Annotated in this window: 12 protein-coding genes and 1 pseudogene; 5 read left to right on the plus strand and 8 right to left on the minus strand. The window is 44.2% G+C overall.

The features are described from left to right. Positions 1-245 precede the first annotated feature (245 nt). The 4 genes from ACYRY3_RS34305 to ACYRY3_RS34320 all read left to right on the plus strand — a co-directional run bounded on the left by ACYRY3_RS34305 (position 246) and on the right by ACYRY3_RS34320 (position 7185). Positions 246-440, plus strand: coding sequence for a hypothetical protein (locus ACYRY3_RS34305; protein WP_460206137.1), 195 nt, complete (start codon positions 246-248; stop codon positions 438-440). 939 nt (positions 441-1379) lie between these two features. After that, the gene (gene bshC / locus ACYRY3_RS34310) at positions 1380-4760 is read left to right on the plus strand and encodes a bacillithiol biosynthesis cysteine-adding enzyme BshC (protein ID WP_460206138.1); all 3381 of its coding nucleotides are present in this window, start codon (positions 1380-1382) and stop codon (positions 4758-4760) included. Next, complete coding sequence (locus tag ACYRY3_RS34315; RefSeq protein ID WP_460206139.1) at positions 4757-5986, plus strand: glycosyltransferase; 1230 nt, start codon at positions 4757-4759, stop codon at positions 5984-5986. The genes bshC and ACYRY3_RS34315 overlap by 4 nt, the downstream gene beginning before the upstream one ends. After that, entirely contained in the window at positions 5983-7185 is a 1203-nt protein-coding gene (locus ACYRY3_RS34320) for an MFS transporter (RefSeq protein ID WP_460206140.1), read from the plus strand. Before ACYRY3_RS34315 ends, ACYRY3_RS34320 begins: the two co-directional genes overlap by 4 nt. Positions 7186-7307: 122 nt before the next feature. Here the strand turns inward: ACYRY3_RS34320 and ACYRY3_RS34325 are convergent, their stop codons facing one another. The 4 genes from ACYRY3_RS34325 to ACYRY3_RS34340 form a co-directional block, all read right to left on the minus strand. Next, positions 7308-8972, minus strand: a complete 1665-nt coding sequence (locus tag ACYRY3_RS34325; protein ID WP_460206141.1) for an iron uptake porin — start codon at positions 8970-8972, stop codon at positions 7308-7310. A gap of 34 nt (positions 8973-9006) precedes the next feature. Next, positions 9007-10026, minus strand: a complete 1020-nt coding sequence (locus ACYRY3_RS34330; protein WP_460206142.1) for a substrate-binding domain-containing protein — start codon at positions 10024-10026, stop codon at positions 9007-9009. Positions 10027-10075: 49 nt separating this feature from the next. Beyond that, entirely contained in the window at positions 10076-10708 is a 633-nt protein-coding gene (locus tag ACYRY3_RS34335) for a hypothetical protein (protein WP_460206143.1), read from the minus strand. 61 nt (positions 10709-10769) lie between these two features. After that, positions 10770-11003, minus strand: a complete 234-nt coding sequence (locus ACYRY3_RS34340) for a hypothetical protein (protein WP_460206144.1) — start codon at positions 11001-11003, stop codon at positions 10770-10772. Between the two features lie 595 nt (positions 11004-11598). Here ACYRY3_RS34340 and ACYRY3_RS34345 point away from each other — a divergent pair. Next, positions 11599-15678: a two-partner secretion domain-containing protein gene (locus ACYRY3_RS34345; protein WP_460206145.1), complete on the plus strand. Its 4080-nt coding sequence runs from the start codon at positions 11599-11601 to the stop codon at positions 15676-15678. Positions 15679-15841: 163 nt separating this feature from the next. Here ACYRY3_RS34345 and ACYRY3_RS34350 read toward each other — a convergent pair whose 3' ends face one another. From ACYRY3_RS34350 to ACYRY3_RS34365, 4 genes and pseudogenes are all read right to left on the minus strand, one after another. Beyond that, positions 15842-16003 (minus strand): hypothetical protein, encoded by a 162-nt coding sequence (locus ACYRY3_RS34350; RefSeq protein WP_460206146.1) that lies wholly within the window; start codon positions 16001-16003, stop codon positions 15842-15844. Between the two features lie 108 nt (positions 16004-16111). After that, a complete protein-coding gene (locus tag ACYRY3_RS34355; RefSeq protein WP_460206147.1) occupies positions 16112-17080 on the minus strand; it encodes a hypothetical protein in 969 nt (322 codons plus the stop codon). Between the two features lie 33 nt (positions 17081-17113). Next, the gene (locus ACYRY3_RS34360; RefSeq protein WP_460206148.1) at positions 17114-17443 is read right to left on the minus strand and encodes a 4Fe-4S ferredoxin; all 330 of its coding nucleotides are present in this window, start codon (positions 17441-17443) and stop codon (positions 17114-17116) included. Continuing rightward, a pseudogene (locus ACYRY3_RS34365) lies at positions 17418-17900 on the minus strand (FAD-dependent oxidoreductase); the annotation flags it as partial. The pseudogene ACYRY3_RS34365 and the gene ACYRY3_RS34360, both read right to left, overlap by 26 nt. Positions 17901-17924 lie beyond the last annotated feature (24 nt).

The following is a 17924-nucleotide window of genomic DNA, read 5'->3' on the forward strand; positions in this document are numbered from 1 at the left end:
TTCAGTATTTTTTCGTGTCTCAAATGCATTTCATCTAATGTAAGCTATGGGTCTTCAGTACTTGTTATGCTAAACTAACAAGTACTGAAGAGCCTAAGCTATTTTGTTGAAAAGTTTTTAGTATTAATACTTATTAAAAATCGAAACCCCCATTCCTCAGGACGGTTTTCCCCCATTTTGATTGACCCAATCTCACCTCGAATTTAGTCACAATTTAAATATGGTTATTTTTAAAAAGGCGAACTATGTTTCCGTTTTCTTTTTGGTATAACAACTCTTGCTACAGTGGCGAAACGGTCTCTCGTAAAACCCGCCTTGAGCGCAAGCTAAAATTCCTCAAGACTATGCGAGATGATTTGGAGACTAAACTCGCTGGTTTAAATGCTGCTATTAGCAACGTCGAGCAGCAGTTAAATCAGGAAGATGTTACTCAAGTCTAAGGATAGGTAGTGGTTAGTGGTTGGTGGTTAGCGGATAGTGGTTGATACCAATTTAACTACTAACTACTAACCACTAACTCCATAATTTCATCAAAACAGAAATTCTCCACTAGTTCTGAAAGCCTTTGAGCCAAGGCACAATGATTTTGCGGAATTTGCTCGATAAGTTGGAAAATTTGTTCGGCATTGACTTGTAGGGCTGCTTGGTAAAGTTCGCAAATTATCTAGAAATATTTCTCCTGCCAGTACCTGATTGGCTTTGATGACTGTTGTTAAATCCAGTGCTTCAGAACTGCCACTACCCGTTGTTATGCTATCTGTATTTTGACCGGAACTTCTTATTAAATGAGAACCTTGATAATCACAGGCGTGCGATCCTGGTGGTCAATGGCTCTAATCGCTAGGGATTTGTCACTCTCGTGTATTTGACTGTGGCTGGAGTAACCAGGAATCCCTAGGATAGTTTAGTTGTATATCAAGCTACGTAGGTATTTGAATTAAAATAATGTGAAATTTAAGGGTAATAATGTATACCCGACAAAATTATACTGTAACTTTAGCAGTAAGTCTTTGGTGGATTCAACTAGAAAGTGGATGTCGATCGCACTCATTCTCCTGAAACCGATTTTTAGTTGAGAGACGAGCTATTTCAAGCACCTCTACGATATCTATATGTATCATAATTAACTCGAATAGTAAGAAAAGCACGGCTATCGAGAGGATAAAGAGAGTTTGCTACCATGTTGTTTGTGGCACTTGACATTTTGTTGTCATATTCACTCATCAAACTAAAAATAGCAAGAGCTTAAAGGTTCTTAAGGAACTTTCTCTGAGCGTTAACGCCTTACTGTATTGACTCAATTTGTGACACAAATCCGGAGTCAAGAATTTGGTTTTTGCGTTCAATCACTTTACCAATCTCAAGAATGCAACCTTTCTATGAAAGAAGCTATCGAGATGACCCAAAGCATTCCATCTCATGTCACAATTGCTCCTCGCGATCGCTATGATGCCTGGGCTCAATCCTATGATGAGCGCACCGCAAGTTTTGGATGGACAGCACCACAATTTCTACTGGAAGCTGTGACGCATTATGCACCTCCTGCGGGATTTTTGCGCGTGCTTGATGTTGGCGTTGGTACCGGGCAAACAAGTGTCCCATATCTAGAGATAGGAGCTTGTGTCACTGGACTAGATATATCGCCACAAATGCTCTATCACGCTCAATCCAAGTATCCCCAGTTTCACGCCCTCATCGAACATGATTTCAACAAACCACTTGCGGAAACGGGTTTGCAGCCTCAGAGCTTTGATGTGGTGCTTAGCTGTGGAGCGCTTCACTTTGCTGAAGATTTGGAACAAACATTAACAGAGTTGAGATGGGTACTGGCGACAGGTGGGCTGTTGGCATTTACCTATATTCCTCCCCAATCGCGAAAGTTTAGTGCAGCCGCACATCCCCACCATCCGATTGCCGTTGAGCATATGCTACAGCAGCTTGGTTTGACTTTGTTAGACCACGAACCATTTGTAGCTTATTATGATGGGGGCAATTCCCATGACCCTGTGGTGTACCAGCGGATTGTAGCACGCTGTCCTGAACCTGCAGCAACACTACCAGCCGTTTTGCGGGAAATCGATCGCACTGTCTGTGTCGATCGCTCTCGTTTGCTTGATATTGTAAGTCAGCCCCTAATGACAGGTACCCTCTCTACAGAGTGGATTGGCGACCTAAGCAGAATCCGTAGCGAAAATCAAGAGCTAGTCGATAGATTGCGAACCCAACTGGGTATGGGTGAAGTGGTACCAAAAGACCTACCATTGCCTAGAGCCACAGCGGAGTCAGCACGTCAGGGAATGCCAGAATGTGATGTATTGGTGCTCATGCCTCACCCCGATGATGAATCCATCTATACAGGGGGGACAATTGCAGCCTTAACCGAAGCAAAACACCGGGTTCGACTGGTAGTAGGAACGGATGGTGCAGCTGGGCGGGGTGGCGAGCAGTCAACGCTAGTGGAGCAACGGGCTTTGGAGTTGCGCCGTGCAGCCGCTAGTTTGAATATTGAACGGGTTGAGTGCTTGGGACTGCTTGATTTCGGTAAATATCGCGATCGCTCTCGAACCCAACCAACCACAGCAGCTGATGCACTGCGAATTTGGGGGCTCGATTCGACCCTAGCCCTCGTCGTTCGCAGCATCCGTTACCATCGTCCACGGGTACTCTTAACGCTGCATCCAGAGGTCGATCCAAACTACTCGCTCCACGGTCATCATCTGGGGCTGGGAGTCGCTGCATTAGTTGCCTTTCACCTAGCAGCCGACCCTGGATTTATCATTCCGGATGCTCCAAACTTGCTCCCTTGGGCAATTGAGGAGCACCATGCAATGATTCCCTCCCATCACTCTGGTGCCAATATTCTTCGCATTGAAATCGATCGCCAGCGAAAGCTCAAAGCCTTGTATGCTTACGAGACACAGGGCTATTCAACTCAACGCTCGATTGCATGCTTAAAATCAGAAAAGCCTAGTGCAAGCTTTGAGACTGTGCAAGTTTTGCAGGCGCGATGTCGCCAGACTCATCTCACGGCAGCGGTATTGCCCTCTCACCAAAAAGTTCATAGGCTTGGCATTGCTAGAGATTGGCTTTCTACATACAGAACCATACATCAACGTTGTTATCCTAGAGAGGCTTTAGCCAATCTGTTGCGGCGACAGGCTGAGCGCTGGGGGTCATCTCAGGAAACCCTCAACAACATTGAAAAACTTTGCAGCCGTCAAACAGTTGCGATCGTTACCGGACAGCAAGTGGGTATTTTTGGTGGACCCGTTTACACCCTCTACAAAGCACTCGGTGCTGTTCAATTAGCTCGCGAGTTAACAGAACAGGGGATTCCCTCTGTCCCCGTGTTTTGGATGGCAAGCTACGACCACGACCTTGAAGAAGTGCAGCAAGTCGAGGTTTTAGCCAATCAAGCTGAACTAAAAACACTCAGTCTAGGCTTGCCTGTAGCTCAGCGTCCAGTGGGAACAATATTCTTGGGAGAAGGCATTCATACTCTGTTGACGGAGATGGAACAAACACTTAAAGAGCTTCCTTATGGTCGAGAAGCCCTTGTTGCACTCAGGAATGCGTACCGTCCAGATGCCACCTTTGCAGAAGCCTTTGCCCGGTGGTTGAGCTTTTTGACAAATCAATTAGGGCTCATCGTCCTCGATCCGTCTACTCGTGAGTTTGCCGAACTCGCTCGCGGTTTGATTGCTCGCGAACTCTTCGGAACTCAACGCTCTGGTCAAGCCCTTGACCGCGCACGTCAAGCCCTAGCTGCTGAAGGGCGTTGCGAAACCATCCCAACCGACCGCGATGTGCTTCAGATGTTCTATGTTGATGCTGACGGTACTCGGCGACGCTTGCGTTTGGCTAAGGGAGGCTTTGCATTGCAAAATAGCAATGTTCATCTGACTGAGAATGCAGCACAAAACTTTCTGGAGGAACAGCCCGAAAGGTTTACCCCAAGCGCCCTCTTACGTCCAATCTGCCAAGATGCTGTCTTGCCAACTCTTGCTTATGTGGCGGGACCCACCGAGCAGCAATACTTTGCTCAACTCCGGGAGGTTTATAGCTGGGCAGGAATTCCCATGCCCGCGATTGTTGCACGCCCCTCGTTCGTAGTCTTAGATAATACCACATCCAAACAACTGGAAAGTGCAGGTGGTGCGATCGCATTATTGTCCGGTGATGACGCAAGCAGCAAGTTAGGGCGGGGTGGTTTAACCGAATCGGTTCGTCTGATTTGTGACGAGTTAAATGGGTTGCAAAGGCAATGTTTTGCATTACGAACATCAGCTATAGAAGGTCAATTTGTGGGAGATGGGGCAATTGCCCTAAAACACGGTATCGAGCAATGGCTATCTAAAGCTGAGTTGGTTCTGAAATCTTGGGGAGCAAAACGTCCATTGGAAGCACTTGCACGAGCCAAGGCTGACTTACCTCCACTGATTGCAACCATGTGCTCTGATTTGCAGAGATCCGGCAGCCGTAGCGGTTTGCCTCCCACTCGTAATTTGGGAACCCTGACTCAAGCGTTAGCTAACCTAGAACGCACCTACATACGCGAAGGGCGGCGACAGAATGCCTCTGGTGTGACTGCCTTTGCCTGTATAAGCCCTAAAGGTAAACCTCAAGAACGCCATTTGAGCATTGCCGAACTCATCGCAACACACGATTTTTCAATCGTATCACACCTTATGCCTATCTCGTGTCCCGATTGCAATGAGACACGATTGCTTACCGTCCACCATTCACAAACAAGCTCATGAAGTCGTCATTTGCCACTGTTACTCACATTGCTCAACGCTTCAATAGCTCTGCATATGAAATTACCCCAAATCTCCCCTCGCTACAGGTAGGGTTTTTATCCCTGGGTGGTTTGGGAGGAAGCGGCAAAGTAGCAACAGAAGTTGCCAAAGGGCTGGCTGTTGCAGGGGCTAAGGTGTTTGTACTCACTAGCCCCGAGCCCCAGTGGGGAGCCGATCGCGATCCATTGCTTCATTACGTACCGGTGAAGGCTCCAAGGACACCTACTGCCCCAGACCCCAGTTGGATTTTGCCTTTAGCTGGTGAAATTATTGCTCAGGTTGAAGCTCACAAAATTAAGGTTTTGAATGTGCATTATGCGGTGGGGCTGGTTGAAGCCGCCTTACTTGCTCGCCAGGAGCTAGCAGCCCGCAATCAAAATTTATCAGTTTGCCTGACGCTACACGGAAGTGACGTCACTGGGTTTGGACGCGATGTGAACTATGGTGTTCAATTACGAGAGTGCATTGCAAAGTGCGATCGCGTGACTGCTGTTTCTTATTGGCTGGCAGATAGAGCCGTTGAGATTTTACGTCTGCAAAAGCGCCCAACAGTCATCCACAATTCTGTCGATGTCGAAGTCTTTCGCCCCTTTCGGATGGAAGTTGCGCCACGCTCTAAATGTCTGAATTTGTGTCACGTATCTAACTTTCGTTCTGTCAAGCGACCTCTAGATGCGATTGAAGTCTTGGCTCGCGTCCGGGGAGCAGGTGTCAACGCCCAACTTTTCATGGTTGGAGATGGTCCTCTGGCTGCACGGGTTCGCGAGTATGCCTTGGAATTAAATGTTGCAAATGAGGTGGTGTTTTTGGGCGCGGCTTCCCCAAACCAACTCGTCCACTGGCTCGGTGTCAGCGATATTTTACTGGTAACAAGTGAGTCTGAGTCGTTTTGTTTGGCTGCACTCGAAGCAATGGCATGTGGTGTACCCGTGGTTGGTACTTATTGTGGGGGATTAGAAGAAGTCATAGCGGAACTGGGAACAGATTTACCTGAGAAAGTACTCTCCGAGATAGGGGATACCGCTACAATGGCATCTAAAATTGTACAAATGTTCAATCATCCCCTGACTTATAAGATGATACGAGATCGCCTCCTTTCTATGATTCAGTTTCGCTTCTCCCGTTCTACCCAATTGCAAACTTACGGTTATCTATTAAGCGAGCTGCAACGGGAGGTTGGGGAATGAACCAGGGCAAACGCCAGCCTCCGGTTGTGCTAGTTCTTTTGGCATTGTGGCTGATGGTTCTAGCTTCAAGTTCTCAAGCGACAATTGTTGCTCCCATCCTCCCACGCATTGGTGAAGCCTTGGGAATTTCTGAAGCGTTGCAAGGAACTTTAGTGACTGGCTATGCGATCGCTTTGAGTGCGTTTGCGATCGTCATTGGCCCTATTTCCGACCGTTTGGGAAGACGACCCGTACTTTTAGCAGGAACGAGTTCAATGGCGGTGATGCTAGCAATGCACGGGTTTGCCAACGATTTTATCTCATTGCTTTGCGTTCGTATCGGTGCTGGTGTATCTGGAGGTATTTTAACGGGTGTCGCAGTTGCCTATGTGGGAGATTACTTTCCCTACGAGCGCCGTGGATGGGCAAATGGGTGGGTGATGAGCGGCTTTGCATTTGGACAAGTTGTCGGTATCCCAATGGGGACAATTTTGGCTGAGCGATACGGCTTTCGCGCCCCTTTCTTGCTGTTTGCGATCGTTGCGGCAGTCTCTTTTTTGCTAGTGTTTACTGTTATACCGCAACCGCCAACCAAACGCTCTGGGGAACGCTTGTCTGTTAAGAATGCCCTCAAAGGTTACCGGGAACTGTTACGGGAGCCAACGGTTGTGAGTGCGGGGTTTGCTTATGCAACTATGTTGTTTGCAGTCTCAACCTTTGTTGTCTTCTTCCCTACTTGGCTGGAAAAGGAAATTGGAATAGAACCCACTGCAACTGCAATGCTTTTTATGGTGGGAGGGCTTGCTAACATCGTCTTTGGACCCCAAGCAGGTCGCTGGTCCGATCGCATTGGTCGCAAACCTGTCATTGTTGGCTCTTGTTTGGTTTCTGCGGTTTTGTTTGCAGTGACTCCTTTCGTTGTGTTTGATATGTTGTCTGCTTACGTTGTTTTCTTTTTTACTATGATGCTCCTTGCTTTGCGATTGAGCCCACTGCAAGCACTCCTCACTGCTCTGGTTCCCGATTATCGTCGCGGTTCTCTGATGAGTTTGGTGGTAGCGATCGGGCAGATTGGCGGTGGGCTTGGTGGTGTTATTGCAGGGGTTGTTTATGCACAAGTTGGCTATTTAGGCAATGCTATTTTATCAGCGTTGGCGATCGCTATAACTGGAGTTGTGATTCTATCAAGTCTCTCTGAACCGTCTCAACGCCATTGCTGAAATAGTGAAGATGGTGGAAGTTTTTGCAATCGTACTCAGTCTTGAGCCTCGATCCAGTCAACCAATTCCTCGGTACAATCAATCTCGTCCTGTGGAACAAGTTGTGCATGACTTTCTCAAGTCTAAAATGTAAAGAAGGTTCGCATCAATCCAATCCAAATTGTATCGTTTGCTGCATTATGTTCTGGATTAGTAATGAGCAAAAACCCAGGAGTGATAAAGATTCTGTCATTCACCGGGTAGCGATAGGATAGCTCCACGTGTAAAGAAGTATCCTCGTCTGCTCGCTCGAAAATATCATTACTTGTTACCTTTGGAGGCATACCAAAGACAAAACTTAACTGACTACCTAATTTGCCTAAATCTACTAAGGATGCGGTAATCGCCCAACTCCAAATATCTGCGTGAGAACCTTGGGAGCCGTTAATACTACTAAGACTGGGTGGACCTTCAGCTCGAGCGTTAAAATAGCTAGTCCAACCTCCTAGAGTCAATTTATCGCTCAATTTGTAAGTGAATTGTAAGCCAAAAGCGTTGGAGGAAGTCGCCGTACTGCCACCAAATGGTAATTGAGCGAATATGCTACCCTTATTCCCAGTGACATTAATGGTTGAACCTGGTTCTGGAGCATAGTAACGACCGTAGGTAAAAGCAATTCCTAATTTGTCAGATGGAGTATAGGTTAACTGAGTTAACAGGGTATATTGACCGTTAAATAATCCTTCACCTGGATTGCTGCCAGAAGAAGTTAAGTAACTCACACCACCAGCAAATTGGTCTGTGAAATTATAGTAGATTATCCCACCCGTACCAAAAGCAAATGAGTAGATAGGACTTTGTGCACCAAAATTGGAAAATGAACTAACAGGATTAAGAGGAGGAAAAATACGTGTGGGAAAGTCTGCAGTAGGTGCGATCGCAACTATCCCCCGATCTCCTAGGGGAAATTCATAAAAGAGTGAGCCTAGCCTGACATCGTTGTTAGTATCAATGGCTCCTGATATCTGAGTCATATTTGTACCAGTGACATCACTGCCGAAACCGTTAACGTTCCCTGCAATAATGTTAGTCCGTAAGCGGTCTTTTCCTGTAAAACTGGTATCGAAGTTAAGAATTACCTGTGCTGATAGGGTAAAATTTTCATTTATGTCTTCTGTAGAATTTTGACCCCTAGAAGCTGCCTTTTCGTCTCCAAAAGCGTTAATTAAATTCAAATCTACTACACCCTGGAGAACTGTAGTCGTGCTAAACTGATTCTCTTTGATAAAGCTTACTTCTTGTTCTAAGTTGTCTATTCGACTAGAAAGTGTTTTCCGTTCTGTAGCAAATTCTTCTTGGAGCCTTTGGATAACTGCTAAGTCTTCTTGACTAACAAATCTATTTTCCAAACTATAAATTTGACGTCCAAATTTTTGCAAACAATTATTTAGAATATCTGCAAATTCGTAACGACTCAGCGCACGATTACCCTCGAAAACTCCTGACGCAGAAGCAGGAATACAACGATATTGTTCTATCAAGTTTCGCAGCGCATCATAAGCCCAATCCCCAGGACTAACATCTCGCAATTGTTCGACATTTATAACGTCATTGCTAAATTGCTCTGAAGGCGGTCGTGATTGACTATACAGTTGGAATTGGGGAGTAGCTTCAGAGATTGTTTGGTCAGGCTGAAACGATGCTGAGGTATCTGTAGGATTAGCTTGCGCCCAAACTGGATGTAATATTAACAAGTTATAACCAAGTATGACTGATGTTAGTGATGATAACACACCCAATTTATTCATATTTTGTTTTTTTCCAAATTAAACAATAGACAATTTAGAAAGGACGAACCCTCATTTCATTCTTGGCAGTTTCAACTATTTTCTTGGTAATATCGTCGGGGATTTTGGTGTATTCTAACTCCCGATTCAATTTTTGACCCTCAGTTAGAATCCATATCAATAGATTCCTATTGCTTTGAACAAGAGCTTCATTAGGATATATTTTATGAAATAGTAACCAACTCAAACTCACCAAAGGGTACCCATCTTTTGGATCGATGATGTCTTCAGTCTTAAAGTCATCGTTAAACTTGATATTAGCGAGAGCTTTTTCTGTTTCTGTTAAAGTTGGTGCAACGTAACGACCAGCCCGATTTTCAATCTTAGCTGTAGACAGATTGTTTTTACGCGCAAAACTAGTTTGGACATAGCCAATAGCCCCATCTACTCTTCGCACTTCTCCAGCTATTGCACTATCTTCAGGAAAAGCTGCGAAGACTCGAAATCCCCAATTCGGTTTCCTGCTAGCCTCTATTTTGCCATCAGTAATTTCTCGTAAATATTTAGTAAGAACAAAGCTAGTACCGCTACTCTCAGCGTTCACTACAACTTGAATCTTTCTGTTAGGAAAGCGAGGATTAACTTGTTGCCAATTGCTAATCTGACCTGTAAATATTTTTGCTAAGGTCTCACGCGGTAACTTAACATCAACGCTTGCATTTTTCAAATTGTATACAATAGCTATCGAACCTCCCCCAGTTGGTACCATCAGCAAACCGTCCTCTATTTGATTTTGCTCAATCGGGGTAGGGATTAAGCTAGTACCAGCAAAGTCTATAGATTTATTAGCAAATAACCGAATACCACCACTAATGCCAACAACAGTATATTTAAACTTTTCACCTGTTTGCTGCTCATATTCTTTGCTGTAACGTTGATAAAGAGGTTCCGCAAAAGAATCCCCAGCCCCCCTTAGTAATTCAGCAGCCGTAGAATTAGTGGTGAAAGCAATTGTTGTTAATGTTACTGTAGCAACAATAACTCTTTGCCAGTTACTGATTGTCAATGTCTTCATAGCTCTGTATTATCAAAGCACATATTGTTATCTTTCTTGGTTTCAATTCCTAACGTATTCTTCGGTAAATGATGACTTTATTTGCATCCGTAGGGACTTCTAACCAAAAATCTGGAATGACAAATTGATAGACAAATTCTCCAAGTCGGGTGCTCCGCCAAGTACTGATAATCTGAGCATCAGCTGTCCATCTTTTTAGAGCTTTGATAACAGTCTCAGGAACTGCACTAGCATCTATTTGCTCATCAACTTGAATAATATTTCCACTGGAAGTCACTTGTACTTCTACTTCAAAACCTTGTTGGTTTTTTCCTCTAACTTTGTAGAAGAGGGAACCATCTGGCTTCAGTTCAGTTCGGGCTAAGTTAAAGTCAGCACCTGAGACTGTCTTTGCTGAAGCCATCACCGGAGGGGGTACTTCTTGAAGGGGTATTTCTCGTTCTATTCCCGCTAGGTTTTGGGCTATTAATATGTTTTCTTCAAGAGTTAAAGATAGTTGAGGTTCCAGAAACCCAGTTTCTCCAAGAAACCGGGTTTCTAATTTGTTTCGCTTATCTTCTTGAAGAAACCTGGTTTCTAATTTTCCACCCTCCGAATCATATTGAGATTGAGCCTGAACAGGAAAGTGATAAATGAATGAAGTACAAACAGCCATTCCTGTCATAATTAATATTTTCAGCATAGTTTTGTGTATAACATCATTGCTTTTTGGTTTTCAGCCGTCAGCTATCAGCTTTCAGCCATCAATCTATTTCAATAGTTATAATACCATTTTGGACATTAACAACTTTAACCAACTCATCATCAAGTGAACTTTTGGTTCTCTCAGTTAAACGCTCAATAGCTTTTAGAACGATTCCAACAATAAGCCGTCTCAATACCTGTGCTAGTGTCAAGATAACGAGCACAGTCACAATTTTGGTAATGAGGATACCGGAGTAATTGATACCTTTTATGGCATTCCAAACTGCTTCCATAGTTACCTAGAGGGATTAAGTTTTTTTACAGAATAAGGCTTTGAGTAGAGGACAGATATGGATCTTTGTTGTAAAGTACTGACTTTACTATCTAGATATTGAGTATAATACTTCATACTGTAGATAGATAATAAAGAAAAAAAAGTAAAATTATTGTTCTGTCACAGGAGAGGGAACATAGCTGCCCTCTATCCTATAGCCATTGATGGGCGAGACGTACTACTATCTACTAACGGGCATCTCGCCCGTACCACAAGACAGGAGATGCCAGGAGACTTTTTTACTTGGAAGTCCCTGATTGAGCTTGACAAAGAATTAACCCGAACCACTGCTGGGAGTCTGTCCAGGTTTTCAACAGCAGCCTGCACGTAGGATATAAAAAATTGCATTTATAACCGAAGCGCATCTCAACTTGACGACGCTATCTACGTTTGCGCTGGCGCTCTCGTAATCCTAATTTTTACTTCTGGGTATTTGTACAGGTAGGACTGACTGACATTCTTAATATTAAGATTGAAAAAATTCAGGACAACATCTCTAGTCAAATCCTCTATATTTTGAACATTAATACAAGTCTCCAGATATTTAGATAACAATGACATTACGACAGGATTGGCTACAGCTGTTCGTTTTCTGCAGCCCGCTTGTACTAACAGGAACATCTGTTTCCGCCCAAATTATTCCTGACAATACTATGGGCGCAGAAAGCTCTCTGATTAACCCTAACGTTCAAATTCAAGGTGCAACAGGAGATAGTATCTCTGGTGGTGCTCAACGTGGAAGTAACCTCTTTCACAGCTTCAGTCAATTCAACGTCAGTGATGGACAAAGGGTCTATTTTGTCAATCCTATTGGCGTAAAAAATATTCTGACACGGGTAACAGGTGAACAAGGTTCAAATATTTTTGGAACTTTGGGAGTTGAGGGAAGTGCAAATCTGTTCTTGCTCAATCCCAATGGAATTTTGTTTGGTCCGAATGCACGGTTGGATGTCGGTGGATCGTTTGTAGGAACAACTGCAAACACCTTTCGCTTTGGAGAACAGGGCGTTTTTAGCGCTACAAATCCAGAAGCACCACCATTACTCACTGTTAATCCCTCAGCGTTTTTATTTAATCAACTTAACCCAAAAGCAATCACCAATCAATCTGTAGCAAGTGCAGGTGTCAATCCTGCAGGTGAAAACGTTACAGGTTTAAGAGTTCCAGATGGTAAGAGTTTATTGCTTGTGGGTGGCAATATCAATATTGATGGTGGTTCCTTGAGGACTTACGGTGGTCGCATTGAGCTAGCAGGATTGGCAGCACCGGGAGCGATCGGGCTAAATTTAACAGATAACATCTTAAGCCTGGGTGTTAATAATGAAGCCCCTCGCGCCGATATCTCCCTGACGAATGCAGCCGAGGTAAATGTCCGTGGCGCGGATGGTGGTAGTATTGCTATCAATGCTCAAAACCTTACTCTTGGAGGAGAAAGTAAAGTCAGGGCGGGGATAGATAGGGGATTGGGTACGCCTCAAAGCAAAGCAGGAGATATTAACATCAATGCCACAGGGACAACAACTCTAACCAACACCAGCTTTATTGCCAATGTTCCCCAACCAACATCTATTGGGAATAGTGGCAATATTAATATCACGACTGGTTCGCTGACATTGCTTGATGGCAGTGCTCTAAATACCAATAACTTTGGGCAGGGGGATGGTGGTAACGTTAATCTTAACATTCGCGATCGCCTGACTATAGCAGGAGTAGACCGAGACGGACTCGGCAGTGCAATTCTCAGTGGCGTACAATCAGAAGCATTAGGTAACGGCGGTAATATTAATATCGCGGCTGGCTCGGTGTCCTTAACCGATGGTGCTTTTTTGGATGCTAGCATCTCTGGTCGAGGGAGTGCGGGCAGTATCTTCATACGAGCTAGGGATTCCATTTTGCTCTCAAATAGCTATATTTACAGCAACGTGGAATCAGGAGGAATCGGCAATGTTGGTAATATTAACGTGGCTGCTTTTTCACTCACCTTAAAAGATGGCACTCAACTGCAAACTTTATTGCGTAGTGGTAATTCCGACTTACCTGCAGGTCGTGGAGTTACGGGCAATATCAACATTGATGTTCTTGGTCAGGTAAATATCACTGGGCAGAAAAATGGGTTTAGTAGTGGCTTTTTTAGCTCTGTAGGAACTGGTGCAGTAGGTAATAGCGGTAACATTAATATCAGGGCGGGTTCGCTATCTTTGATTGATAATGCTATAGTTAGAGCGGACAATTCCGGTCAGGGGAATGCAGGTAATATATCCGTTCAGGTTGTTGATTCAGTTTCCCTTCAAAATAGCAGTATTTACAGTTCTGTGGGAATTTCTAGTGTTGGCAATGGCGGTGACATCGATATCCAAGCAAAGTCTGTATCTCTCATACAAGGTTCTGAACTCAACTCTCAAGTACAAGGACAAGGGAATGCAGGTAATATTAACATCAAAGCCAGCGAAACGATCGCCTTAGATGGTAGGCATAATGAAATATTTAGTCGGATTATTAGTGCTTTCGGTTCCACGGGTGAGGGACAAGCGGGAGACATTGCGATCTCAACAGGTTCTCTCAGGGTAACTAATGGAGCTTTTATCAGTAGCAGCACTTCAGGCAGAGGTAATGCAGGTAATATGACGATTGATGCTCGTGATGCGATCGCCTTTGACAGTGGTAGTTATGCTAGCAGTTCGGTGTTTCCATCGGGTAGGGGTATAGGAGGAAATATCCAGATAACAACCGGAGCGCTTTTATTAACTAATGGTGGTAACATATCTGCCAACGTTGCTGGGCTAGGTGACGCAGGCAATATCACCATTAATGCCCGTGATACTGTTAAATTGGATGGCATAGATAACATTGCGATTGGAGGCATTCAAAGCAGGTTCTTAACTACTGGCATAGGCAACGGGGGAGAAATTCGACTGACAACTGGGTCACTTTTTGTGACTAATGGGGCTCAAATTAATGCTGATACATTTGGGCAGGGAAATGGCGGCAATATCACAATCAATGCCCAGGATACAGTACTTTTTGAAGGTACGGGAAAGAGCCATTTGGCAACTCGTGAAGAAAATAGCTTCTCCAGCGCAGCTAGCAGTACAGTTGGAGGTAGTGGCGTAGGCAAAGGTGGAAATCTTCGCATCAATGCAAAAGCACTGTTCCTAAGAAATGGGGGTCTGCTTAATGCAAACAGTTTTGGGCGAGGAGATGGTGGCGACATTACTATTGATGTCAGCGATACAATTAGCTTTGATGGAGTAGGTAGTAACGATTTGCAAAGCGGTGCAACCAGCATAGGAAATCAAGGCAATGGAGGTGATATTCAACTGACAACTGGAGGAACCCTCTCTTTGACAAATGGTGGTACGCTATCTAGCTTTGGGCAAGCCAACGCGGGTAATATCACCATTAATGCCCGTGATGTTGTTAATTTTGATGGTGTAAGTAGTAATGGACTTCCAAGTGGTGCTAGAAGCTTTCTATCTGCTGGAGGGTCTACTGGTAGAGGAGGGAATATCGGGATAAAAACTGGGTCACTTTTTGTAACTAATGGTGCTCAAATTAATGTTGGTACATTAGGACAGGGAAATGGTGGCGATATCATTATTGATGCTCGTGACGCTATTAGATTTGACGGTATCGGTAACAGTAAACAATTCAGCGGTGCCTACAGTACAGTAGAATCTACTGGCGTAGGGAATGCGGGTAATATTCAATTAACAACTGATTCTTTATCTTTAAGCAATGGCGCTCTAGTTACTGTTAGCAGTTTAGGAAAAGGAAATGCTGGAAATTTGAGCATTGTAGCTCGAAAAGTAAATGTAACAGATCGGTCGGTGGCGACAGTAAGCAACCTGGGAGTAGGCGATGCTGGTAACTTAGAGATGAGGGCTTTTGCTATCAATTTGTCCGATGGGGGAACACTCACGGCGGAATCGGTATCTGGTAGAGGTGGAGACATTAGGCTAGAAGCAGGAAATTTACTGCTATTGCGTCGTAACAGCAAAATATCTGCAATTAGTGGGACTACTCAAACTGCTGGGCTGGATGGCAATATCAACATCAACACTCAATTTTTAGTTGCGCTTCCTAGTGAAAATAGTGACATTGTAGCGACTGGCTTTGGGCGAAGTCCTGGAAGCAACATCAGAATTAATGCACGAGGAATTTTTGGCACTCAATTTCGACAACAACCAACCCCAGAGAGTGACATTGTAGCCACTGGAGATGTGGCATTGAATGTACTTGATGTTGACCCCAAACTAGAATTAGTAGAGCTTCCTGTCAATTTAGTTGATGCCTCTACACAAATTGATACTCGCTGCAGTCTTGGTAGCAAGCAAATAGCTGGTTCTTTTACTGTCACGGGACGCGGTAGCTTCCCCCCCAATCCCCTCGAACCATTGGCTGGTAAAGCAGACTTGAATGTCTTAGCGACTTTAGATTCTGAAAGTTCTACTTTTGGTGTGACTGGGGAAGGAGACAAGGAGATTGGAGGACAACAAGATCCTGAGAATGAGGAAATTATCGAAGCATCTAGCTGGGTAAAAACTGCAGATGGCAATATTGTGTTGGTTGCCTCTGTACCTCAAGCAGCCCGGTCAGTTTCCATAACCCCCGGTGTCTGTTCTGTTTCTCAATAATTATGGCGGTGTGTATGGAAGTAAGATTTGGCTTAAATCACCTCACTAAATAAATCTAAACAAACAAGCAGACAACTTTAAGTGTATAGCACTACATTCAGCGAATGACATACAAGAAATGCAAGCAAACATCAACCAAATACTTGAATACCTGTTTTGGCAGTCACAGAACGGTAGTAACTAGTACACTCGAAACAGCTCCACGATTTGCTGTTTCAGTATAAATTGAGTCAACTTCTTCATAAATTCTAACTACTTGATTTTCTCCTTTCATTAATATGCGATCGCTTGAGGTATGGGGTATGATGTCCCCTACCTCTTCCATAACCCCTCATTCGTGATTCTGTCTCGTTAGAGAAGCTGGTAACCTTGCGGTATATCAAAAAATTTAAATCATCTAAAGCTCTGACCGCAGTTTGTTCATAACGACTATCTAACCAACAATCACCCAGTAAAAACCATCAGGTGCTACTAACCCAAATGAAGGTTCGTTAAACTCATTCTTGACAATGGGTGTAACATGGGTAGCGTTGCTATTAGAGACACGTTGGTGAAAGTCTTGAATATTTTCAACTTGATATGTGAATAAGCTCAAACCTTGCGAACCTGGTTGGGAGCATTCCCGTCGATCTGGTGTAGAGTAAGAGGGAGTATAAATTTGCAAGACGCCTGCAATGTCTTTTGGGGAAGAAAACGCCGATAGATAAAACTCTTGGCCTTCTTCAAGCATTAATGTTTGCCGTGTTGAGGGATTTTGATAGCCCGAACGCTTACCATTGATTTCACTAGGTATAAGTCCAAAAACTTCTGTGTAAAAAGAAGTCAAATGATGGTCGTTATTCACTAAACTCGAGTGAGTTCCTTCGCTAACTTTTAAGGGAGAATTAAGAGCGATCGCTCCATAACCGGGACGAGTATAGTTGTATCTTTGAAAAAAAGCTTGCCGTGTTTCCCTACCAATGACGAACATTTCTCGCACACCAACAAAGCGATCGTACAAGCCTGTCCCTTGATTGCCAAAACCTTCAATAGCACGGATTGGTTCGGTATAAACCCAATCACTACCGTTAGCGTTGTCATCAGTAAAAGCATCAGCAAGGGTATAAATATCTTGCGTGAGGGAAGCAAACCAACGACTTCCCACAACCATCGGCAATGTTTTCTCTAAACCCGAGTTACGTAGTTGCGTCCATAACATTACCCGCACCAAGCCGTGTGTTGCAGAATCGCCATTTTGCAATCGCCATGAAGTTAACTCTGCTGAATGCTGATACAATACCTCTGCTTGCTTTGCACTCAATTGCCCCTGCTGAATTTGCCGATAACCAAACTCAGCCCAATATTTCAGGGTGGTGGTAGCATCTATTGTGCCAATGCAATTTTCAAAAATTCCACTAATCATTTAGAAAGAGCCAATGAGTGTTAAAAGAACTGCTCAACTTTGATAGGGGCGCGGCAAATGGCGAAGTTTATGAGCTGTATCCAATTCACTATTATTTTTTCTGCCATATCCCCACCCTAATATGCGACGATATTCTCCCATTATGCCACTTTCAATTAAATCATCCTCATTGACTGTAACATCGGTATGAGATTCAGGGGCAACATAGAGTGCATCAGCAGGACAATATGCCTCACATACGAAACAAGTTTGACAGTCTTCTTTTCTAGCAATTGAAGGTGGTTGATTGGGTACAGAATCAAAAACATTGGTAGGACAAACTTGGACGCACAGATAACAGTTCGCGGGCTGTGACAAAATCATATCGCCGCCACGCTTCATCAGAGTTATCAAAATCAATAACGGAGTAAAGTAAGGGTAGGGCGCTAGCACGGTCAATAAGTGGCAATCGTTTAAATTGGGTGTAGAGAAAGGTTCCCAACGGTGTTGGGAGTCGCGGCAAATCCTGAAAAATTGGCGATTCAACTTCTAACCCATAGGGCGAGTATTGTGATGAACGAGTCCAGGTGGTAAAGGGGTTAATTCCCAGTTCATTTATTAAAGCAAAGATATTTCTGTATGGATACCAAAAGCCGTGAATACCCGCTTCTACGGAACGTCCTGCTGATGTTTTCCAACCAGCCACCAATCCACCAGGATAGGAACCAGCTTCCAGAAGTGTCACGTTGTACCCTTGCTTTGCCAAGTGGTAGGTTGCTCCTAAACCAGCCCAACCCGCACCAACAACTACCACCCGTTTACCATGTGCCACTTCTGCCATACCCGCCTCCGTTTTTGTCTAAAA

The organism is Scytonema sp. NUACC21, from assembly GCF_054684315.1.